At 60.2% G+C, this 20245-nt stretch carries 18 protein-coding genes and 4 pseudogenes; 16 read left to right on the top strand and 6 right to left on the bottom strand.

Translation table 11 applies throughout. The features are described 5' to 3' along the window. Positions 1-294: 294 nt before the first annotated feature. Both istA (LOZ77_RS07160) and LOZ77_RS17935 read left to right on the top strand, forming a co-directional pair. Positions 295-1074, top strand: a pseudogene (gene istA / locus LOZ77_RS07160) (IS21 family transposase); the annotation flags it as partial. Beyond that, positions 1061-1462 (top strand): annotated as a pseudogene (locus LOZ77_RS17935) (ABC transporter ATP-binding protein); the annotation flags it as partial. The pseudogenes istA (LOZ77_RS07160) and LOZ77_RS17935, both read left to right, overlap by 14 nt. Positions 1463-1464: 2 nt before the next feature. Here the strand turns inward: LOZ77_RS17935 and LOZ77_RS07145 are convergent. After that, complete coding sequence (locus LOZ77_RS07145) at positions 1465-4278, bottom strand: cation-translocating P-type ATPase (RefSeq protein WP_119083553.1); 2814 nt, start codon at positions 4276-4278, stop codon at positions 1465-1467. A gap of 31 nt (positions 4279-4309) precedes the next feature. Next, positions 4310-4513: pseudogene (locus LOZ77_RS07140) on the bottom strand (acetyl-CoA hydrolase/transferase C-terminal domain-containing protein); the annotation flags it as partial. Between the two features lie 64 nt (positions 4514-4577). Here LOZ77_RS07140 and LOZ77_RS07135 point away from each other — a divergent pair. From LOZ77_RS07135 to LOZ77_RS07125, 3 genes and pseudogenes are all read left to right on the top strand, one after another. Then, positions 4578-4844 (top strand): hypothetical protein, encoded by a 267-nt coding sequence (locus LOZ77_RS07135; RefSeq protein ID WP_230281468.1) that lies wholly within the window; start codon positions 4578-4580, stop codon positions 4842-4844. 35 nt (positions 4845-4879) lie between these two features. After that, a pseudogene (locus LOZ77_RS07130) lies at positions 4880-5044 on the top strand (catalase/hydroperoxidase HPI(I)); the annotation flags it as partial. A 142-nt stretch (positions 5045-5186) separates the two neighbouring features. After that, positions 5187-5588 (top strand): c-type cytochrome, encoded by a 402-nt coding sequence (locus LOZ77_RS07125; protein ID WP_172593097.1) that lies wholly within the window; start codon positions 5187-5189, stop codon positions 5586-5588. 135 nt (positions 5589-5723) lie between these two features. Here LOZ77_RS07125 and LOZ77_RS07120 read toward each other — a convergent pair whose 3' ends face one another. Then, positions 5724-5966, bottom strand: coding sequence for a YdcH family protein (locus LOZ77_RS07120; protein ID WP_088473117.1), 243 nt, complete (start codon positions 5964-5966; stop codon positions 5724-5726). A gap of 260 nt (positions 5967-6226) precedes the next feature. Between LOZ77_RS07120 and LOZ77_RS07115 the strand changes: the two genes are divergently transcribed. From LOZ77_RS07115 to LOZ77_RS07085, 7 genes are all read left to right on the top strand, one after another. Beyond that, a complete protein-coding gene (locus tag LOZ77_RS07115; RefSeq protein ID WP_119083551.1) occupies positions 6227-6553 on the top strand; it encodes a TraR/DksA family transcriptional regulator in 327 nt (108 codons plus the stop codon). Between the two features lie 20 nt (positions 6554-6573). Further along, entirely contained in the window at positions 6574-7230 is a 657-nt protein-coding gene (locus LOZ77_RS07110) for a DUF924 family protein (RefSeq protein ID WP_119083550.1), read from the top strand. A gap of 124 nt (positions 7231-7354) precedes the next feature. Continuing rightward, a complete protein-coding gene (locus LOZ77_RS07105) occupies positions 7355-7780 on the top strand; it encodes an OsmC family protein (protein WP_119083549.1) in 426 nt (141 codons plus the stop codon). A 73-nt stretch (positions 7781-7853) separates the two neighbouring features. Continuing rightward, the gene (locus LOZ77_RS07100; RefSeq protein ID WP_230281467.1) at positions 7854-8213 is read left to right on the top strand and encodes a DUF302 domain-containing protein; all 360 of its coding nucleotides are present in this window, start codon (positions 7854-7856) and stop codon (positions 8211-8213) included. Between the two features lie 27 nt (positions 8214-8240). Next, complete coding sequence (locus tag LOZ77_RS07095; RefSeq protein ID WP_230281466.1) at positions 8241-8480, top strand: hypothetical protein; 240 nt, start codon at positions 8241-8243, stop codon at positions 8478-8480. Between the two features lie 88 nt (positions 8481-8568). Further along, positions 8569-10074 carry an acetyl-CoA hydrolase/transferase family protein gene (locus LOZ77_RS07090; protein WP_119083547.1) on the top strand — a complete coding sequence of 502 codons (1506 nt, stop codon included), beginning with the start codon at positions 8569-8571 and terminating at the stop codon, positions 10072-10074. Further along, the gene (locus LOZ77_RS07085) at positions 10038-10550 is read left to right on the top strand and encodes a hypothetical protein (protein ID WP_230281964.1); all 513 of its coding nucleotides are present in this window, start codon (positions 10038-10040) and stop codon (positions 10548-10550) included. The genes LOZ77_RS07090 and LOZ77_RS07085 overlap by 37 nt, the downstream gene beginning before the upstream one ends. A gap of 488 nt (positions 10551-11038) precedes the next feature. On the opposite strand, the gene istB is transcribed toward LOZ77_RS07085, so the two are convergent. The 3 genes from istB to LOZ77_RS07070 form a co-directional block, all read right to left on the bottom strand. Continuing rightward, a complete protein-coding gene (istB, locus tag LOZ77_RS07080; protein WP_048578302.1) occupies positions 11039-11806 on the bottom strand; it encodes an IS21-like element helper ATPase IstB in 768 nt (255 codons plus the stop codon). Next, on the bottom strand, positions 11803-13293 hold the full coding sequence (istA, locus tag LOZ77_RS07075; RefSeq protein ID WP_081261070.1) for an IS21 family transposase: 1491 nt from the start codon (positions 13291-13293) through the stop codon (positions 11803-11805). Before istA (LOZ77_RS07075) ends, istB begins: the two co-directional genes overlap by 4 nt. A gap of 282 nt (positions 13294-13575) precedes the next feature. Continuing rightward, positions 13576-14847 carry a glycosyltransferase family 2 protein gene (locus tag LOZ77_RS07070; RefSeq protein ID WP_230281465.1) on the bottom strand — a complete coding sequence of 424 codons (1272 nt, stop codon included), beginning with the start codon at positions 14845-14847 and terminating at the stop codon, positions 13576-13578. 394 nt (positions 14848-15241) lie between these two features. Between LOZ77_RS07070 and LOZ77_RS07065 the strand changes: the two genes are divergently transcribed. The 4 genes from LOZ77_RS07065 to LOZ77_RS07050 all read left to right on the top strand — a co-directional run bounded on the left by LOZ77_RS07065 (position 15242) and on the right by LOZ77_RS07050 (position 20224). Continuing rightward, on the top strand, positions 15242-17254 hold the full coding sequence (locus LOZ77_RS07065; protein WP_230281464.1) for a TonB-dependent receptor: 2013 nt from the start codon (positions 15242-15244) through the stop codon (positions 17252-17254). A 183-nt stretch (positions 17255-17437) separates the two neighbouring features. After that, entirely contained in the window at positions 17438-18145 is a 708-nt protein-coding gene (locus tag LOZ77_RS07060) for an acyltransferase family protein (RefSeq protein WP_230281463.1), read from the top strand. 78 nt (positions 18146-18223) lie between these two features. Beyond that, the gene (locus tag LOZ77_RS07055; RefSeq protein WP_169749280.1) at positions 18224-19573 is read left to right on the top strand and encodes an IS1380 family transposase; all 1350 of its coding nucleotides are present in this window, start codon (positions 18224-18226) and stop codon (positions 19571-19573) included. 174 nt (positions 19574-19747) lie between these two features. Beyond that, positions 19748-20224: an acyltransferase gene (locus tag LOZ77_RS07050; RefSeq protein WP_230281462.1), complete on the top strand. Its 477-nt coding sequence runs from the start codon at positions 19748-19750 to the stop codon at positions 20222-20224. The last annotated feature ends 21 nt before the right edge of the window (positions 20225-20245 follow it).

Here is a 20245-nt window from a genome sequence, read left to right as displayed (position 1 = left end):
AGTATCTGTTCGGGACCGCGCCCAACGCTTTTCTGGCGCGCGAGGCGCACCGCCTGACTCCCGGATCGAAAGTCTTGGCTGTCGCCGATGGCGAGGGGCGCAACAGCGTATTTCTGGCCCAGCATGGCCATCGCGTCGTCGCTACCGACGTTTCAGAAAGGGCGCTCGACAAAGCGAGAGCTTGTGGATCGGCGTGCAAAAGGGACCCTGTTAGCGGGGTGATCGGCGTCTAAAAGGGACCCCTCATTCTGATGGTGTAGTTGACCGCCTGGTTTTCCAGGTGGTGAGATCGGGATGTTGGTGGTGGAGACGGTCGTTCGGATTAGGCGGGAACACGCGAGCGGGAAGGCGATCAAGGCGATTGCGCGCGATCTGCGGTTATCCCGCAAGGTGGTGCGCAAGGCGATCCGGGCACCAGAAGGCGCATTCGATTATCGCCGCACGGTTCAACCGCTGCCTCGGCTTGGGCCGTTCCAGGAGCGGCTCGATACGCTGCTGACGGAGAATGAGGCCCGGCACCGGCGCGATCGGCTGCGGATGACGCGGATCCATGATCTGCTGTGCCGTGAGGGGTTCGAGGGCTCCTATGATGCGGTCCGGCGCTATGCCCAGCGCTGGAGGGAAGCGCGTCGCAAGGATGCGGGCGACGGCGCGCCAGCCTTCATCCCGCTCATGTTCAAGCCTGGCGAGGCATACCAGTTTGACTGGAGCCACGAGGATGTGGAGATCGCGGGTAAGCCGATGCGAGTGAAGGTGGCGCATATGCGGCTGTGCGCGTCACGGGCAGTCTACGTCCGGGCCTATCCGCGCGAGACGCAGGAGATGGTGTTTGATGCCCATGCTCGCGGGTTTGCGTTCTTTGGCGGCGTTCCCCTGCGCGGCATCTACGATAACATGAAGACCGCGGTCACCGCCGTGTTCGCTGGCAAGGAGCGCGTGTTCAACCGCCGGTTCCTGGTTATGGCCGATCATTATATGGTGGAGCCGACCGCCTGCTCTCCGGCGGCGGGATGGGAGAAAGGGCAGGTCGAGAACCAGGTCCAGACCATCCGGGGACGCTTCTTCCAATGTCGCGCTGCTCCCCATGCTGGCGGGCAAGCCAAATGCTCTGGCCCGCAAGGAGGCGCACGACCTGCTGGAGGCGCTCGATGTCGCGCACCGCGCAGCGGCCATGCCTTCGCAGTTGTCGGGCGGCGAGCAGCAGCGGGTTTCCATTGCACGGGCATTGGTCAACCGACCGCCGGTAATACTCGCCGACGAGCCGACTGCGCCGCTCGACAGCGTTCGCGCACTGGCTGTGGTTGATCTGCTCAACACCATGGCCAAACAGTTCGAAACCGCGATCATTGTCGTTACACATGACGAGAAGATCATCCCGACCTTCCGCCGCCTCTACAATATCCGCGATGGCGTGACGATCGAGGAGCTGCAGCTCGAGGCTTCCCCCGCGCGCCGGACCTGATATCACAGGGACATGGTCGATCGTCGGCGAAGCAGCTTGCGCCCTTCACTGAACCACAGGACCGCACTACCCATGGCCAGGCAGATCAGCCAGTCATCCAACGCCAGCGGAACCGTGCCGAAAGCCGCATTCAGTGGCGAAAGATGGATTACCGCTACCTGCAGCAAGGCTGACAGGAGAACCGCAGCCCATAGCCAGCGGTTTGCGAACCAATGGGTAAATGCGCTGATCACGTCGGATCGTGCGCAGAACGCATTGAAGAGCTGCGCAAACACCAAAGTAGTGAAGCCGGCGGTGCGGGCGTGGTCTATATCATGGCTGCCCTCAACCAGACCGCCTGGCAGATAGATGTCGATTGTCCCAAGGGCGGCTAGCGCCATCACCAGCCCGAGACTCAACACATCGCGCCACATCCGCGCATCAATGGTGGGCGAGCTGCGCCGGCGGGGCGGGCGCTCCATCACGTCGCCGATCTCCGGGTCGACCCCCATGGCAAGGGCAGGCCCGGAATCGGTAATAAGGTTTATCCACAGGATCTGCGTCGCCAGCAATGGCAAGACCAGACCAGCACCATTGCTCGCATCGTCGAGGCCGATGACCCCTGCGCCGACAACGCCCAGGAATACCGTCAGCACTTCGCCCATGTTGGAGGAAAGAAGGTAGCGCAGGAACTTGCGTATATTGTCGAAGATGGCCCGGCCTTCGCGCACGGCCGCAACGATCGTGGCGAAATTGTCGTCGGCCAGGATCATCTTCGCGGCCTCTTTCGTCACTTCGGTGCCGGTCTGGCCCATCGCGATCCCGATGTCCGCAGACTTGAGTGCCGGGGCATCGTTCACCCCATCGCCGGTCATTGCGACGATCTCGCCATCTGTCTGCAAGGCATCGACGATCCGCAGCTTGTGAACCGGCGCAACCCGCGCATAGACTTGCGTCTCGCGAACCGCGCGGGCCAACTGCATGTCATCCAGCGCATCGAGGTCGGTCCCGGTCAGTACCCTTGCATCATTCGATGTTATTCCAAGTTGCGCCGCGATCCGGGCAGCAGTGCGGGGATGATCGCCGGTGATCATGACGACACGAATGCCCGCGCGCTGCGCCTCGGCGATCGCGATGGCGGCCTCTTCGCGCGGAGGATCGATGATGCCCACCGTGCCGACGAAGATCAGGTCGCGTTCAAGCGATCCATCCAGCTTTGCCTCTTCGCCGGGAACAAGCGGACGATAGGCAACCGCGAGCGTTCGAAGCGCGTCATTCGAAAGCCGCTCGACATCGGCGCGAGCTTTTGCCCGGACAATGTCGTCGAAGGGCCGGATGTCCATGCCGACGCGGATGCCCGTGCATCGATCCATCAGCACATCGGGGGCACCCTTTGCGATCAGCACGAGTTCGCCGCCGTGCTCCCGGTCGCGCTCGATCGTCGACATCATCTTGCGTTCAGACGTGAAGGGCAATTCGGCAGTGCGTTCGAACCGTGCCTGTCGTCGGGTGTCGGCGCCCAACTTCTTTTCGGCAACCAGGAAGGCCGCCTCGGTCGGATCGCCATCGATGGCCCAGGTCCCGTCGGCTAGCATGCGAAGACCGGCGTTGCCGGCAAGGCTGCCGCCGCTCAGCACGACGATATGCTCCGCCCTCAGCGCGTCATCGAGCGATGCACTGCCTTGCGCCTCGAAAGTGCCGTGCGGCGAGTAGCCCGTGCCCGTCACCCGGCTTTCGCCCGAAGCCGTGATGACGCGCTGGATGGTCATCTGCGAGCGGGTAAGCGTACCTGTCTTGTCGGAACAGATGACCGTCGCCGAACCCAGGGTTTCGACCGAGGAAAGCTTCTTCACCACGGCGTTGTGCGCCGCCATTCGCTGAACCCCGAGAGCTAGGACGAGCGACAAGATCGCCGGCAGTCCCTCCGGCACGGCGGCGACCGCAAGCGAGACGCCCAGGAGCAGGACAGTTGCGATGTCGTTCGGCGTCTCGACCGGTTGGACGATAATCAGCGTCGCCATGACAACTGCCGCGATGATCACCACGCTTGTGCCGAGGATCCGCCCCAGCCGAGCCACTTCGCGCTGTAGCGGCGTAGCCTCTTCGCGTGTCTCGTCGAGCATGGTGGCGATGCGGCCCATCTCGGTTCGCATACCGATGGCGGTGACGATTGCGCGGCCGGTGCCCTGTGCGACCGCGGTGCCTTTGAAGACCATCGAAGTCCGGTCGGCGAGGGCCGCCGGAGCGGGCAGGGTGGCCGCATCCTTTGCGACCGCTTCGCTTTCGCCGGTGAGCGATGCCTCCTGAACGCGCAGCGAGGCCGCCAGGATCAACCTCGCATCCGCACCGACTGCGTCGCCCTCCTCGAGCAGCAGCACGTCGCCAGGCACCAGTTCTCTAGCGGGTATCCGCTGCCTGCGACCGTCACGCATTACCGACGAGGTCACCGCTGTCATCTTCGCAAGTGCCGCTACCGCGCTTGCTGCCTTGCTCTCTTCGACGAAGCCCAAAACCGCGTTAAGCAGGATGACAATCGCGATGACCAAGGCGTCGACAGGCCACTCCCGCTCCCCCTCGATGAGCCAGATCGCAAGCGTCACCGCAATCGCTGCGAGGAGGAGGTAGACCAGCGGATCCCGGAACTGCGCAAGAATACGGCGCCACAGCGGCGGCCCCTTTACCGTCCGTAGTTCGTTGGAGCCAAAGCGGGCCAGTCGCTCGCTCGCATCATGCGCGGACAATCCCTTTGCAGGATCGACGCCCAGCGCGGAAGCGGCTTCCTCCGGCGATCCGGTGGATGGATCGTCGAGGTCGATCAACTCGGTCGGATCGGCCATGCGCTCTCTCGTCTCTGGTTACGCAAGCGCGCTAAGCCAGAATCGTGCTCGTCGCGATGAAGCGCTGGTGCCAAGACAGTGCCTCCTTGAGCAGCCTGGGCGATTGCTGGCCATAGGAATCCTTGCGTGCTCGCGCGAGATAGTCGGCCAACGCCGGCCGGTAGTCCGGATGGGCGCAGTTCGCGATGATGACCGGTGCGCGCTGCCTGGGACTCAAGCCGCGAAGGTCGGCAAGGTTTAGTCGGTTGTAGCAGGGAAGGTTGGTTGACCGAGACCACATTGGCAGCATTCAAGAATGCTTGCCACCGCCGCTGCCTCTCATCCATGCCTTCGGCATCCTCCGAGCATATGTGCGTGATTTCCAGCCCCTCCGCGCGCGCCAGTTCAAGGTAGCATTCGCAGTCGCGACGTGGATCGATCACCGCGGCCTTGCCGCCAGAGCCGATGAGGTAGGACAAGTGGGACAGACCGGGCGTCTTGATTTTTTCGCGCAGCATATTGTCTCCCTACATAGCAAAAAGCGGGACCGGCGCGAACCGATCCCGCTGTTAAAAAAATTCAAATGAGGTTCGCGCTCAATCGATTTTGACCGTGCGCAGGTACGGGCGCTGCCAAGTGGACAGCAACGCCGGTTGATCTCGTTTTCGGTTCCAATTCAGAGTTGCGGGCTGTCGCCGAGGTCTATGCTTCGGATGACGCAAAGCAGATGTTCGCGGATCATTTCGTGAGGGTCTGGACGAAAGTGATGGAGAGCGATCGCCGCTAAGCGATCGCTACCCGAGTCATCGGGCGACCGCTCGAGCCTGATCCCCGACTGCTCGCTTGCGGAATATCCGCGGGCGAGTGGTCGGGGGACTTTCACGCATTCGAAGTTGGACCCCGCATGGTGATCGGGGTAGGTCGCGACCATGTGTAAATTTCCAGGTCTCACCATTCTTTTGCTGTTCACAACGGCGTGCACGCCCGAGATGATACCCAAGGCAGGGGCACCAAACCCCGCCACGACTGCGGAAGGTGCCGGCTCAATCCGAGAATCTGCTGAGGCCAGGGGGCTGGCATTTGCGCAACAGCATTGTTCCGGTTGCCATGCTGTGAGCGCCGGACGACGATACTCCCCGAACGTTGATGCCCCGACCTTTGAATCTGTCGTCAACACGCCAGGCCTGACCGGCGCGACGATCAAGCCCTGGCTGCAGAAATCACACAATTTTCCCGATGTGATGAACTTTGCCATCGATCCCGACCAGATCGATAACCTTGCTGCCTACATGATATCATTGCAGCGAAGCGATTACGTACCACCGATCTGACATGGGATAGACCGCAGTGGTTACGGGCAGGAACCATGTCCAATTGGTTGCCGGCACGGTACTGCTATGCTCTGATCGGTATTGCCTCCCACAACGCTGAATTAGAGGGAGCAGGAGGCAAACACGCGATCCCGGTCAGGCGTTTTCGGTAAGAGCCTGGGCAATCTGGTCCTTGAGCGCGAGGCGCTGTTTGCGCAGTTCGGTTTCGCGATCCTGCGACACCGGCGCGATGTTGGTTTCCGCGCGATGGATCTCGTCGTTAACTGCGTCATAGTCCACCAGGAGCTTGGCGAACCGGGTGTTCGACACCTTCAGAGCGTGGATCTGGTCCATCTGGTCAGGAAATTCATCGCCCAGAGTGTGGGGGGTATTCGACATTCACATTCTCCAATCGCAATCACGGCCCAGTCTCAAATGCGGCTGGAAGATTCCCTCGCGCCGCGCCGGAACTGGCCGTTCTTTAACCCTAGGGATGGCGAGCACAACTGTCGACGTCGCTTGAAGGCCGGAAGAAATCCTGCAGGCCGGCATAAAACAACCAATCTTTGCCTGCCGGCTTTGCGCCGAAGGACTTCTCGTTGTCAGGCAGCGGCGGCACTTGCTACCAAAGGGCTGGAGACTTGAAAGGATTATTGTCCATGCCGAATGCCGACGCCGCCCGAGCACGCCTTTCGCAACAACTCACCGAACTCGCAGGCCGGCAGCAGCGCCTCGCTCAGGATCTGGCGGAACCCTTGAACCCCGACTCGTCCGAACAGGCGGTCGAGATGGAGGATGACGCCTCTCTCGAAGCGCAGGCCGCGCTGGTCGCGCGCGAAATCGCGTCGGTCAACCGCGCCTTGTTACGCATCGAAAATGGCACCTACGGCGAATGTGTTCGCTGCGGCGATGCCATCGCTCCCAAGCGTCTTGAGGCGCGCCCGGAAGCCGCACTCTGCATTTCCTGCGCAAGCAGCGAGCAATGATATCGTCCGATTGAAAGCGCATGATCGAAACCCCTGCTCAGCCGTGGCACGACGTTCTGGACTTCTGGTTTCCGGAAGGGCGCAGCAAGGATGTGGACGCAGAGACTCATCGCAAGCATTGGTTCTGGCGCATGCAGGGAGGCGCCGACGAGTCGATCGTCGCCCGGTTTCCAGAACTGACGACCCGTGGGGCGAAAGGCGGGCTCGATCACTGGGCAGGCGATCCGGAGGGACGACTTTCGCTCATTATCCTGCTGGATCAGTTTTCACGGTCACTCTGGCGGGGCACGACGCGGGCATTCGCGCAGGATGCCGCCGCCCTGAAACTGGCGCTGACGGGGTTGGCAACTGACCACTATGAAGCTCTCGATACGCCGTGGTTCAAGATCGCCTTCACCCAGCCACTCGGTCACTGCGAAGGCCACGACCACCTCGAGCGGATCGACCTTCTGATCCGCCTGCGGGTAGAAATTGCGTCAAGCGCCCCGGATCATTTGCAGCCGATTTATCGTTCCCTGGTGAAACAGGCAGAAGACGTGCGCCAGGTGATTGCTGCGTTTGGCCGCCACCCGCACCGCAATCAAATCCTCGATAGGCAATCGACGCCTGCGGAAAAGGCATACCTGCAAAAGGGGGATTTTCCGCACCTGCGCGCATTTCAACCAGAACGCCTGTGACGGCAGGCCCGCACTGTTCTCGACCCCGGCAACCCTCACGCCAAGCAAGTGGCATTTTGTCAGACAGGTCGAGAAATGACCTGTTATGGTCCCAGCATGGCCACGGCATGAGGGGAGACGTTCTTTGAGTACAGGCACGACAACAGCGCACATCGTCGAGACCGGTGAAAGTGCTTTTGCCGTCAGCATCGACGTGTCCGGCCATCACCTCATCGGCGATGAGCCCGTCGAACAGGGTGGCGGGGACCTGGGACCGGCGCCCTACGACCTGTTGCTGGCAGCACTGGGCGAATGCACGGCCATGACGGTGCGTTGGTATGCCCGTCAGCAGAACTGGCCGCTCGAACGCGTGGAAGTCACCCTTACGCATGCCAAGGGCACGGTCGAGGGGAAGTCGGCGAAGACGGACCATTTCGCCAAGACGATCCGTGTCATTGGCGAGGACCTGTCCGATGAGCAGCGGGAAAAGTTGATCTCGGTGGCGTCCCGCTGCCCGGTGCAGCGCACGCTGGAGGGCACGCCGGTGATCACTACGGTTGCGGCAAGCTGACGAAACCCGCACCCCGACAGGAGAAGGCAGGCGATGAGCTACTATATTTCCGCCAGGTTGAAGGTCCCCTTCGATGACGCCAGCGCGCGCAGAGGCTGCGCTGAAGACGGAGGGGTTCGGCGTGATCAGCTGGATCGATATCCAGCAGACCCTCAAATCCAAGATCGACGTCGACTTCCGCCCCTATACGATCCTTGGCGCCTGCAATCCGACATTGGCACACGAGGCGCTGCAGCTGGAAGACAAGGTCGGCCTGATGCTGCCCTGCAATGTCATCGTGCAGCAGTCAGGTTCGGACGAAGTTGAAGTCGCCGCAATTGACCCGGTGGCGTCGATGCAGGCGATCAGCAATCCTGAACTGGTCAAAGCCGCCAGCACGGTTCGGGAAAAGCTCGCGCGCGCGATCGACCGGCTGCGGCAATCTGAAATTTAGACCAGCGAAAATCAGCACAGGAGGAAGATGATGAGCGCATTGGAAAATCTGAAGCCGGAACTCGCCACGTTGCGCGATGAGGCCAAGGTGCAGGCCCATCTGGGCAGCATGGAAGCCCAGCAGGAATGGCAGGAAGCCGAAACCAAATGGAACCATTTCGTGGCCGAAGCGCGCCTTCATGACAGCGGGCAGAACATCAAGTCGGCGATCGAGGTGCTGGCCGAGGAACTGCGCGCCTCCTATGAGCGATTGAAGAGCGCGCTCTGAGCTCCAATTCAAGGTCTACACAGATCCATGCCAAGTTGGCCCTATTGGCACCCTTAAATCCGACAGGCCCGATGGAGACCCAAGATTGATGACCTCACGAATTGCCCATCCATTGCTCCAGTCCCGGGTGATGGACGCCGAGGCGGCCGCGGCGCTGATCGCGCCGGGCACGACCGTGGGAATGAGCGGTTTTACCGGCGCGGGCTATCCCAAGGCGGTGCCGCAGGCGCTGGCGCGGCGGATCGAGGCGGCACACGCGGCCGGCGATCCGTTCGCGATCAGCGTGTGGACCGGCGCCTCGACCGGGCCTGAACTGGACGGCGCACTCGCCAAGGCCAAGGGCATCGATTTTCGTTTGCCCTACAATTCCGATCCGATTGCTCGCGAGCAGATCAATCGCGGCGAGATGAACTATTTCGACATGCATCTGAGCCAGGTGGCGCCAATGGCCTGGCAGGGATTCTTCGGTCCGCTGGACACGGCGCTTGTCGAAGTGACGGCGATCCTGCCTGATGGCTCGCTGGTCCCCGCCTCGTCGGTAGGGAACAACAAGACCTGGCTGGACCGGGCGGGGCAGGTCATCCTCGAGGTCAATCGCTGGCAGAACCCGGCGCTGGAGGGGATGCACGACATCTATTACGGTACGGCCCTGCCGCCGCACCGCATGCCGATCCCTCTGGTTCGCGCCGATGACCGGATCGGCCAGCCCACCTTCCGCTGCGATCCGGCCAGGGTTGTCGCTATTGTCGAAACCGACACGCCCGATCGCAACCTGCCGTTCAAGCCAGCCGACGATTGCGCCCAGCGGATCGCTGGCCACCTGATGGAATTCTTCGCGCATGAAGTCGCGCAGGGGCGGCTGCCGGAAAATCTGCTACCGCTACAATCGGGCGTCGGCAATATCGCCAACGCCGTGCTGACCGGCCTGATCGACAGTCCGTTCGAGAACATGACCGCCTATACAGAGGTCTTACAGGACGGAATGCTGGACCTGCTCACCTCGGGTAAGCTGCGCATGGCATCCTCGACGGCATTCTCGCTGAGCCCCGAGGCGGCGCATGCGCTGAATGCCGACATGGACCGCTACCGCGAGCGGATTATCCTGCGCCCCCAGGAAATCAGCAATCACCCCGAACTGATCCGCCGTCTGGGCTGCATCGCGATGAACGGGATGATCGAGGCGGACATCTACGGCAACGTCAATTCCACCCACGTCATGGGCTCGGCGATCCAGAACGGCATCGGCGGTTCGGGCGACTTTGCCCGCAATGCCTATATCTCGATCTTCATGGCTCCTTCGACGGCCAAGGGAGGGGCGATATCGACGATCGTGCCGCAGGTCAGCCACGTCGATCACATCAACCAGGACGTGCAGGTGATCGTGACCGAACAGGGGCTTGCCGATCTGCGCGGACTGGCGCCCAGACAGCGCGCCTGCCTGATCATCGAGACCTGTGTCCACCCGCGCTATCGCGACAGGCTGGCCGACTATTACGAGCGCGCACTGCGCGATTCCTTCGGCAAGCATTCCCCTTCGTTGCTAAGCGAGGCGCTGGCTTGGCATCAGAACTTTATCGCCACCGGCCACATGTGATTGCAGGGCATCAGTCTGTGACCGCAAGCCGAAATGCGCTACCGGCGGGGTTTCGAACGCCTGAAACCAGGCTCGTGCGGGCTATCATCCTGACCAGTGGGCGTCTCATTCAGGATGACAATGCAACCGTTGATCCATGGCAGGATCAGGTTTGGGTCCTCAAGGACATCGACGTGCGGTTCCACACGGTCGGTGCTGTGCTGCTCGGCGTGCCGATTTATGTGCGCGCGCTGATGGAACACGTCGAACGCTACGGTGCGCATCTGAACTTTCGATCCAAACTGGTCGCGATCGACGGTGAGGCAAGGCTCGCGACGTTCGAACAGAAACGCGGCGACGAGTTCTCGCACGACGAAGAGCGATCCGACATAATCCATGACGTGCCGCCCCAAACCGCGCCAGGTTTCGTGCGATCCAGTCCTTTGGCGGCTCTATCCATTCAGGTGCTCCGCGAATTGTCCGATGAGAGACTGTAGGCTTTTCGCCGATTCGTCGTGCAATCGTAACGGTTCATCGCATCGCTTCTGCGGGGGTATCGGTGGGGGTATTTTTCTCGAAAAGTAAAAAATGATATATCTATATCAACATTATAAGAGAAATTTATGCGTCCCTCCTCCGCTACCAAAACACCAATAAAATCAATGATTTTTGAAATTAGTTTCACCGCTTCGGCGGGAATAAATTACTAAATTTCAAAGAGTTGTGGGCAAAGCGTTGGTAGCGGTTTGCTTGAAAAATGAGTGCTACCAATCAGTGACTCGGGGACTTCACCGTCACGCCGACACAGTCCGTTCGATCATAGCTTCATCGCCAAATTGCCGCGCAGGTTCGGTCCCTGTGTCAACGGCGGCGTAAAAGTCGTCCATTGGGCGGAGCAAAACCAGGCCACTTGATCCGGGTGTTGGCGAGCGCCGGGAGGGCGTAGCCCGAGCGGGGGTCGCCAACACCCGGATTGCCGTTTCTGTCAGGGGTTGGGACGTGCTTTGCGTGCCTGGCTCTGGGCCAGGCGATAGCTCTCGCCGTTCATCTCGAGGATGCTGACGTGGTGGGTGAGCCGGTCGAGGAGCGCGCCTGTCAGGCGCTCGGAACCGAACGTCTCGGTCCATTCGTCGAACGGCAGGTTGCTGGTGATCAGCGTCGAGCCGCGTTCGTAGCGCTGTGAGATCAGCTCGAACAGCAGTTCCGCGCCGGTTTTGGAGAGGGGCACGAACCCCAGCTCATCGATGATGAGAAGCTTATAGCCGGTCATCTGCTTGTGTAAGCGCAGTAGGCGGCGTTCGTCGCGTGCCTCCATCATCTCGCTGACCAGCGCGGAAGCAGTGATGAACCCGACCGTCAGGCCCTTCTGGCAGGCCGCCAGGCCAAGACCGATCGCGACATGGGTCTTGCCGGTCCCCGACGGGCCAAGGGCGATGACGTTCTCGCGACGGGTAATCCAGTCACAACGCGCCAGTTCGAGCACCTGCATCTTGTTGAGCTTCGGAATGGCGGCAAAGTCGAAGCTGTCGAGGCTCTTGGCGGCCGGGAACCGCGCGGCCTTGATCCGGCGCTCGACCATCCGGCGTTCCCGGTCGATCAGTTCCAGTTCGACAAGCCGAGCAAGGTAGCGGACATGATCTACGCCCTCTGCTGCGCATTGCCGGGCCAGCTTGTCATGCTCGCGCAGGAAGGTTGGCAGCTTGAGCGTCTTGAGGTGGCTGGCGAGCAGCAGTTCGGGAGCTTGGCTGCTCATGCCGCTGCTCCGCCGGTCAACAGCCGCATGTACGAGCGCGCCGATGTTGTCTCCACTCTGGCCCTGGGCAGGTAGGGATAGATCGCCATGTCCAGTCGGGGCGGGCGGCGCTCCACCCGGCATAACAGGAGATGCTTCACCGCATCGAAGCCGATCGCGCCCATATCAAGGGCCTGCTTCACCGCGCCATGCAGATCGGCCAGAGCGAAGCTCTCCAGCAGGCGCAGTACCTGCACATATTCGCGCCGGCCATGCTTGCCCATGCGCGTCTCCATCAGCCGGCGCAGCGTTGTAAATACCTCGGGCAGGTCCCAGCCCTGCAATGGTGCGGCCTGATCGAGGGCATTGATCTTCTGTTCGATCAGGGGAAGGTAATGGATCGGATCGAAGATCACATCCTCGCGCTCGTAGCTGCGCACATGGCGGGCAATGATCTCGCCCCGGCAACCGATCACCACCTCGTCGACATAGCCCCTGATCCACACCTCCTGGTGGCCGAAGCGCACCGGCACCGAGTAATCGTTGGTCCGGTAACGCACCAGCGCCTGCGATGAGACCTGGCCGCTGGTCTGGTCACAGGCCTCGAAGGGGGAAGCCGGCAGTTCCTGCATCGCCGCCAGATCGCGCCGCAGCCTCTCGCCAATCGTCTCACTCTCGCCCCGCAGCCGGTCGTTCTGCCGTTTGCGGCATTGCTCCTCGAGCCACAGGTTGAACGCCTCCCATGTCGGGAACCGGGGGATCGGCACCATGAAGTTGCGCCGGCAATAGCCGACAAGGCCTTCAACGCCGCCCTTATCGTTACCCTTGCCGGGGCGGCCGTAACGATCACGGATCAGGTAGTGCGACAGGAAGGCGCTGAACAGCCTCGCGCGCAGCCGCGTCCCGTCAGGCAGGATCTTCGAGACCAGGCAGCGGTCGTTGTCGTAGACGATCGACAGCGGCACCGCGCCGAAGAACGCAAAGGCGTGGACATGGCCGTCCATCCAGGCCTCGGCAACGGCAGCCGGATAGGCGCGTACGTAGCAGGCGTCGCTGTGCGGCAGATCGAGCACGAAGAAGTGCGCCTTCTGCTCCACCCCGCCGATCTCGACCAGAGCTTCTCCAAAATCTGCCTGCCCATGGCCGGGTGCGTGTGCCAGCGGCACGAACATCTCCCGGCTGCGCTGATCCCGATCCCGGATGTAATCCTTGATGATCGTGTAGCCTCCGGTGAAGCCATGCTCTTCGCGAAGGCGATCGAACACACGCTTCGCCGTATGGCGCTGCTTGCGCGGGACCGACCGGTCCCCATCCAGCCAGCCGTCGATGATCGGTATGAACGCTTCCAGCTTCGGTCGCCGCACCGGGGCGCTGCGACGGTAACCGGGCGGCTCGGAATACGACAGCATCTTGCGGACCGTGTCGCGCGATATGTTGAAATGCTTCGCTGCCGCCCGGGCGCTCATGCCGCCCGCGCAGGCAAGACGAACCTTCAGGTAAAGTTCCACGGTGTAAATCCCTCATCCCTCCTCGCCAGCATCGCGAAAAGGGAAAAAGTGGACGACTTTTACGCCGCCCGCAGCAGCACTTCGCCGCCGCTACCGTGGTCTAATTTTGCACCGCCGTTCTCATGCGTGCTTCAAACTGTCCGGCAAATCTGTGGGCAGCGGGCATCGTCGCAATCATCCTTCCGGATGTTCTTGATGGCACGGTCTGATTTTGCTCTGACACCGCCTTAAGCGGAATGAGCAATTTGCTGCTTGTGAAGGGATCGTCACGGTTCGACCTCATCACAATTTGAAGGCCCGAAAGTTCTTGTCTTTGTAGATTTCCGCGCAGTTGACCTTCATATAGCTGAAGAGGTCAGGGTAGATGTCCTGCCACCAGAAGGACGTCCAAGCCAACAGGACAAATTCTGCCCCTTCTGAACGCATGCGCTCCAACTCGGTAATCGCGGTCGCCTCATCAGGCGGAGGGCCGTAATATCGACCGTCTCTTTCCAGAAACGGAAGAAAACTTCGACCTCTCAGCATCAGTAGCTCCGCCTTCTCGTCGTCGATCAGGATGATTTTCGATCCGGGGGGCATGAGCCTTTCAAGCCTGTATTTGGAAGGGGCTATCAAGGGGGCAAGCAATGACGCCGGAAATGCCTTTGAAGACAGCACATCGCTAAGCTCGTTCCGAAGCGAAGGGGCCTGCGTCTTGCACCAATCTTTCATCACCAGCGCGCAGCGTATGCTGTCGGATGGTGAAAGCTTCGCCCTGGTCAGAGAGGCAACATATTCCCGAAACAACCGCAAGGTTGGCTGCTTGCCGGCCTGCTTCGCTGACGGATCGTACCAGTTCATCGACTGCTCCGGATCGCGCCAGCTGTGCCGATGGATAGAGCGGTCTTCATGCTCTCGCATGTGGAACAGGATATCTTTGCTGCACCAAAAGGGACCGACCATGGCCAGATTGGCAAGGAGAGCCCTGTCATGGCCGATGAATGAGCCGAGCAGCCCAGTCTCTTCAAGCATATGGCGCCGCATCAGGCCCCAGACGTAATAAATGTCTCCGCTCAGCTTGAAGACCGTTTCGAGCCGGACGGCCGGATCGTCGGAAGTAAAGCCTGCAAGCGGTTCATATGCGAAGAGGAACTTTCCGTCCTGATCGATCGTGTCGGTCCGAGCTGCAGCCACTGTAAGTTTCGGATTGGAATCCAGTGCGGCGACTGTCTTTTCGAGAAGGTGCGGGCTGCACACATCGTCATGGGACGCCCATTTGAAATACTCTCCAAAAGAGTTTTCGAACACGCGTGTGTAATTTGGTGCAGCCCCGATGTTCTCTGTGCCGAAAATGGGCTTCACGCGAGAATCCCTGCTTGCGGCCTCTTTGATGATCCGGGGTGTTGCGTCGGTCGACGCATTGTCCGCGATGACCAGTTCGAAATCGGTAAAGGACTGATTGAGAATAGAATCAATGGCTTGCTGCAGATAATTGGCACCATTGAATACCGGTAAACCGATGCTGACCCGTGGTGGTGACGGGGGGGGTGCAAGCAAAGGAGCCGAGCGTGCCATCACCCGAAAATAGCTGCCTTCGTCGCCGCCAAGTCTACCGCTAATTGGAGGTATGGGGCCAACGGTCGATCTTCCCCCTAGGGGTTATTGGTGCGTTTCCGTCAATGGGGCGCCCAATTCCGTGCTACAAACCGATCCAGACAGCGCAGTTTTTGGCCGTACAGCCGTATTGTCGAAGGACCGCGCTGAGCATCGGGGCGGTCGATTTGTCGCAGATTGATTACCGCTTTGCGGGAGAGGGGATCGGAAAGCCCGCCGCCTGATTTTTGAGGGAGTGGGGGTGCGACAATCTGTCATCAAAGCGGGCTCGGCGCTGCATGGAGAAGCTGCTCTGGATCATCGTCGGTACTTCGGCGCGTGGCATGCTTGCCTGGCGCTTGCGATGATCGCACAGATGTGGCCTCGTACCGCTGCAGCCCAGGATATGGAGCAGGATGGTCCCGGGACTGACGATCAGGTTCAGGCGTCCGATGATGCAGCCCTTACCGTTTATCCGGCCGAATTCTTCGCAGGCCAGAACCCGGTCACGGCTCTCGATATGGTTGAACGCCTGCCGGGATTTACCATCGACGGTGGCGCCAATATACGCGGGATCACCGGAAATGAACCCAATGTCCTGATCGACAGCGTCTACCCGCTTTCGCGCGGCGGTTCGATCTCGGCCGTGCTCGAACGAATTCCGGCCACCGATGTCGAGAGAATCGAGGTCTTGCGCGGATCGGCACCCGGCATCAATTTTTATGGCTGGCAGATGGTGGCCAATGTGATCCGCCGTTCATCCGGTTCAACATGGCTCGTGGCTGAGGAAGAGGTCGAATATATCGACCACCGTCTGGGCGCGACCTTTAGCGTCGATGCAGGCATGCGGCGCAACGGGGATACCGCCCAGTTGTCTGCGTCCTATTTCGATTACGATGGACGGCACTCGCGATCGGGGCAGCAGACCTTCCTCCCGTCCGGGGCGCTGCAGCAGACCGAAGCCATGCGCACACGCTATGTCAGTCGGGGTGCGAATGCGTCCGGGGGCGCTGAAATCTATATCGGGCAGGCACGGCTTAACGCAAATACCAGCTATTCCGGCTCCAACGACAGGTCGGATATACGGGGCGATGTCGACGTCGTCGATGGATCGGATTTCGTGTGGGCCTATTTGACCGACAGCAAGACCGATTTCACCGATATCAGCATCGAAGTCGAAAGCCCGCTGGGTGCGGCTACAACCTTGACGGTTACTGCGATGCACAGCCTGTCGATCAGTCGCACCGACGACGATTATGCAGACGCGTACTATGTCTCCCGATCCTCCAGCCGGTTCCGGATAGAGCAAACCAATGCGCGCCTGCTGTTGACCCAGAAGATCGGAGACGCCGTCACCCTGGACATAAGCGGAGAGGGCTCGTTCAATCGGGCAGAGCAGGATTATTCGCTCACCTCCAACGGATTCGAAGTTCCCATCCCGCTGGCACGGGCCGACATCAGCGAGGATCGCGGCCTGTTTCTGGCAAAGGCGACGTGGCGGGGCGGTGGCAAGCTGACGATCGTGGCCGGCGGCGCCCTCGACATATCCCGGATTTCAGTGAACTTCGATGACCTGGATCAGGCGCAGAGCTTCACCTTCTTCAAGCCGCAGTTCACGGCCACCTATACGCCAGACAAGGTCACCACGATCCGCGCGTCGGTAAAAAGGGAAGTGGCACAGCTGAGCCTGACCGGCTTTGCTGCATCTGCCGCGCTGGATACCGAACTGGTCAATGCGGGTGATGCATCCCTGGTCCCGGAACGGTCCTGGCAATTCGAGGCATCTGCCGAGCGGCGCTTCGGCAAGGAGGGATCGGTAGAGCTTACCCTGCTGCACGAGCGGATCGACAACGCAATCGACAATCTTGTGCTGCCGGGGGGATTCAACGCTCAGGGCAATGTCGGTAAGGCCAGACTGACCGAACTGACCGCCAATGTCTCGCTACCCTTGGGGATGGTGGGCCTGGACAATGCCATCTTGAAGGGTGAGGCGATCGGTAGCTGGTCGCGCATTACCGATCCGATTACGGGCGAAAAGCGGCGGATTTCCGGCCAGAGTCCGGTCGCCGCGACGATCAGTTTTACGCAGGATTTTGCGGAAACGGGTATCAGCTGGGGATTGGAATATTCCGTCTCGGCTCCGTCAAAGGAGTATCGCGTCGCGGAGTTGGTTCGAAGCCGGGATAGCCAGACATTGCAGGCCCACATCCGGTACAAAATGGATGGCGAAATCACCCTTCGCCTGTTCACGAACATCGGGCTGCGTGGTTCGCGGACCATGCGCGACTATTATGTGGACGATCGCGCTTCTGCCGTGTTGCGGCGTCGAGAGGTTGGATGGACGGATGCTGCGAACGCCGTCGGGATCAGCCTGCGGAAAGCCTGGTAGGTCGGTAAGTTGCTGGGAGTTTTCCGATGATAACGGGACGCCGGCGATCACGGAAAGATCACTTCTCGATAGCTGGAGTAATCTCTTCCCGCGAAGTTTGATTATAGTGCTTTTAGAATAAATGCTGTCTCTAAACGCCTGAGGTAAAATTTTGGGGTCGCCACGTTCGGAGCGTTCAACAATATGTCCGATATTGAGATCTCTTCCGTTAAAGCAAAGGTCCATTATCGTAACTTCGATACACTTCGACTTATCGGGGCGGTGGCTGTGTTGTTCAGCCATGGGTTTCTGATCGCCGAGGTCAACGACCCGGACAAGTATCAGGGCTTTATTCTTGGGCTTGGGGGTTATGGGGTCGAGGTATTTTTTATTTTGAGCGGATTTCTGGTCACCCGAAGCTGGCTGTCCAGTTCAAGCGGTGCCAGCTATTTCTGGAAACGCTTTCTTCGAATTTACCCTGCCTATCTGGCCAGCATATTGATCGTGACACTTGTTGTCGTTCCGCTCTTGGCTGTGCAAGCGCCGGTGGATTATTTCAGATCGGGTGAAACATGGTGGGCGCTGAATAATGCGCTTCACTTTGACTACGAAGAATACTGGATTAGCGGAGTTGCGTTCTATCAAAGCGATTCGGATCTGAATGGAGTGATGAATGGCGTATTGTGGACAATTCAGGCTGAGGTTCTTCTTTATATATTCGTGGCCATTCTAGGATTGCTTAGAATATTACGTGCCAAAGTTGTAATCGCCATATCGCTGATATTTTTTGTTTTTAATCAATTAAACTATCTCCTATATTTCAGTGTGTTCGATTATTTTTATATGAACTGGTGGACGTTAACCCGTCTTATTCACGGGGTTGGCTACGAAGGGTTGGCGGGAGTGGCATAAGCCTCTGATCTGAATTAGGAACTGGGTGTCTACACCGGCCCTGCTGCAGGGCAGAAAATGCCACAGGCCACACCCGCCATGAACGACGATATCGCAAGCCCCTTCCGATTCCCAGCGGTCGACCGCAAGAAAGTCACAGCCGCGTTCGACGGTGGTCGGCTCACTTCGGACGGCGGCGTTCTGTTGCTGTCGCAGGCCGAGCGCGCGATGGGTATCTGCCAGCGGCTTGCGACTTGCATTGCCGATCCGCGCGATCCTGCGCGGGTGATCCATCGCCTCGACGACATCCTGCGTGCCCGCGTGTTCGCGATCGCCTGCGGCTATGAGGATGCCGACGATCTCGATGCCCTGCGCGACGATCCGGGCTTCCGCCTGGCCCTGGGCAAGCTGCCGGGATCGGGCGCGGGGCTGGCCAGCCAACCGACGATGAGCCGGTGGGAGAATGCACCGATCACGCGCGAGTTGGCGAAGATGCTGGCCGCGATGATCGACATCTACTGCGCCAGCTATCCGGCCCCGCCGGCGGCGGTGACGCTGGATATCGATGATACCTGCGATGTCGTCCATGGCTATCAGCAGTTGTCGTTCTGGAATGGTCATCATGGCGAGCGTTGCTTCCTGCCGATCCATGTCTACGACACCGCCACTGGCCGGCCGGTGGCGATGCTGCTGCGCACCGGCAAGACACCGTCTGGTGTTGAAGCTGCCGGTCACATCCGGCGCCTCGTGCGCCACATCCGCCGGCAATGGCCCGAAACGCACATCACCATCCGCGGCGACGGGCACTATGGGCGGCCCGAGGTCATGGCCGTCTGCGAGGGTTGCGGCGTCGACTACGTGTTCGGCCTGCCGACCAACGCCGTGCTACGCGCCGATCCCGAAATCGTCGTTGCCGCCGATGCCTGTGCGGTCAAACGCGCTCAGCGCCAGTACCCGGTCCTGCGCACCTATGCCGAGACCCGCTACGGGGCCAAAAGCTGGAAGTGCCAGCGCCGCGTCGTCGCCCGGATCGAGGCCAGTACGATGGGCATGGACATCCGCTATGTCGTCACTTCGCTGACCGAAGGCTCGGCCGAGCACATCTATGATACGCTCTACTGCGCGCGCGGTCAGGCCGAAAACCTGATCAAGCTGCACAAGACCCAGCTGGCCAGCGATCGCACCTCGTGCCGCTCTCCCAACGCCAATCAGATGCGCCTCATCCTGCACACCGCCGCATACTGGCTCCTGTGGCGCATTCAGCAGGAAATCCCCAAGGCAGCCTCGCTCGCGACCGCCGAGTTCGCAACGTTGCGCCTCAGGCTGCTCAAGGTCGCTGCCCGCGTCATTGAGAGCGCCACTCGCATCCGTGTCGCCTTCGCGTCAGCCTGTCCCGATGCCTCCGTTTTGAAAGCCATCGCCACCAATCTCAGGCCTGCACCTACTTAGGCGGTGCGGCTGTGCCGCCGAACTCCGAGCTCCATTCCATCAACCTCGAAAAGCCCATTGATCCTGACGCGGTGAAAAATGCCGTCGAAGACGCTCGCCCGGACTACGCCGCCAACGTCAGATCAAGGCCCATCCACTTCGCTGCTGCGGCCTCATGAATAAACCGGGTTAAGCTTGGCGGCGCCAGGGTTTTTCGCGGGTTCATTCTGCTATTTCCTGTTCCAGCGCCACAAGCCTGACGGACGGATCGCTCTCATATTGGCGGCACTCAGCATCTCTTCGCAGTTCGTCGATCATTCCACGGTCGGGCTTATGCCCGAGCGAAAGGCAGATGTTTTCGCGCTACTCGCGGCCTATCCGACCCTCTGGTTGGGGTACGACAGCGCGCCCAATTTCGGGAACTGGGGGCGGTACGGGGATCTTTCATACGGTCTCTACATCTTCGGCTGGCCTGTGCAGCAGATCGTGCGCCACTTCATTGGCGACGGCTGGAATGGCTGGTCGTTCTTTGCAGTTTGCTTGCCCATTGCCCTGGTCGTTGCCTATCTGTCGTGGAACCTGATCGAGAAACCTGCCTTGTCGCTGCGGAAGTCGCGGATACTCCGAGAACGGAAGAGGGTCGGTTCAGGGATTGATCCAGGCATGCGATGAAATGGCCGAAGCCGGCTCGAT

It is taken from the genome of Croceicoccus sp. Ery15, from assembly GCF_020985305.1.
Classification (GTDB): Bacteria; Pseudomonadota; Alphaproteobacteria; order Sphingomonadales; family Sphingomonadaceae; genus Croceicoccus.
This window is presented reverse-complemented; position numbering and strand designations above follow the sequence as displayed.

Excerpts from the sequence above, each read along its gene's own strand:
- LOZ77_RS07145 (WP_119083553.1), bottom strand. The coding sequence starts at position 4,278 with ATGGCCGATCCGACCGAGTTGATCGACCTCGACGATCCATCCACCGGA.
- LOZ77_RS07125 (WP_172593097.1), top strand. The coding sequence starts at position 5,187 with ATGTGTAAATTTCCAGGTCTCACCATTCTTTTGCTGTTCACAACGGCG.
- LOZ77_RS07120 (WP_088473117.1), bottom strand. The coding sequence starts at position 5,966 with ATGTCGAATACCCCCCACACTCTGGGCGATGAATTTCCTGACCAGATG.
- LOZ77_RS07115 (WP_119083551.1), top strand. The coding sequence starts at position 6,227 with ATGCCGAATGCCGACGCCGCCCGAGCACGCCTTTCGCAACAACTCACC.
- LOZ77_RS07110 (WP_119083550.1), top strand. The coding sequence starts at position 6,574 with ATGATCGAAACCCCTGCTCAGCCGTGGCACGACGTTCTGGACTTCTGG.
- LOZ77_RS07100 (WP_230281467.1), top strand. The coding sequence starts at position 7,854 with ATGACGCCAGCGCGCGCAGAGGCTGCGCTGAAGACGGAGGGGTTCGGC.
- LOZ77_RS07095 (WP_230281466.1), top strand. The coding sequence starts at position 8,241 with ATGATGAGCGCATTGGAAAATCTGAAGCCGGAACTCGCCACGTTGCGC.
- LOZ77_RS07090 (WP_119083547.1), top strand. The coding sequence starts at position 8,569 with ATGACCTCACGAATTGCCCATCCATTGCTCCAGTCCCGGGTGATGGAC.
- istB (WP_048578302.1), bottom strand. The coding sequence starts at position 11,806 with ATGAGCAGCCAAGCTCCCGAACTGCTGCTCGCCAGCCACCTCAAGACG.
- LOZ77_RS07070 (WP_230281465.1), bottom strand. The coding sequence starts at position 14,847 with ATGGCACGCTCGGCTCCTTTGCTTGCACCCCCCCCGTCACCACCACGG.
- LOZ77_RS07065 (WP_230281464.1), top strand. The coding sequence starts at position 15,242 with ATGTGGCCTCGTACCGCTGCAGCCCAGGATATGGAGCAGGATGGTCCC.
- LOZ77_RS07060 (WP_230281463.1), top strand. The coding sequence starts at position 17,438 with ATGTCCGATATTGAGATCTCTTCCGTTAAAGCAAAGGTCCATTATCGT.
- LOZ77_RS07055 (WP_169749280.1), top strand. The coding sequence starts at position 18,224 with ATGAACGACGATATCGCAAGCCCCTTCCGATTCCCAGCGGTCGACCGC.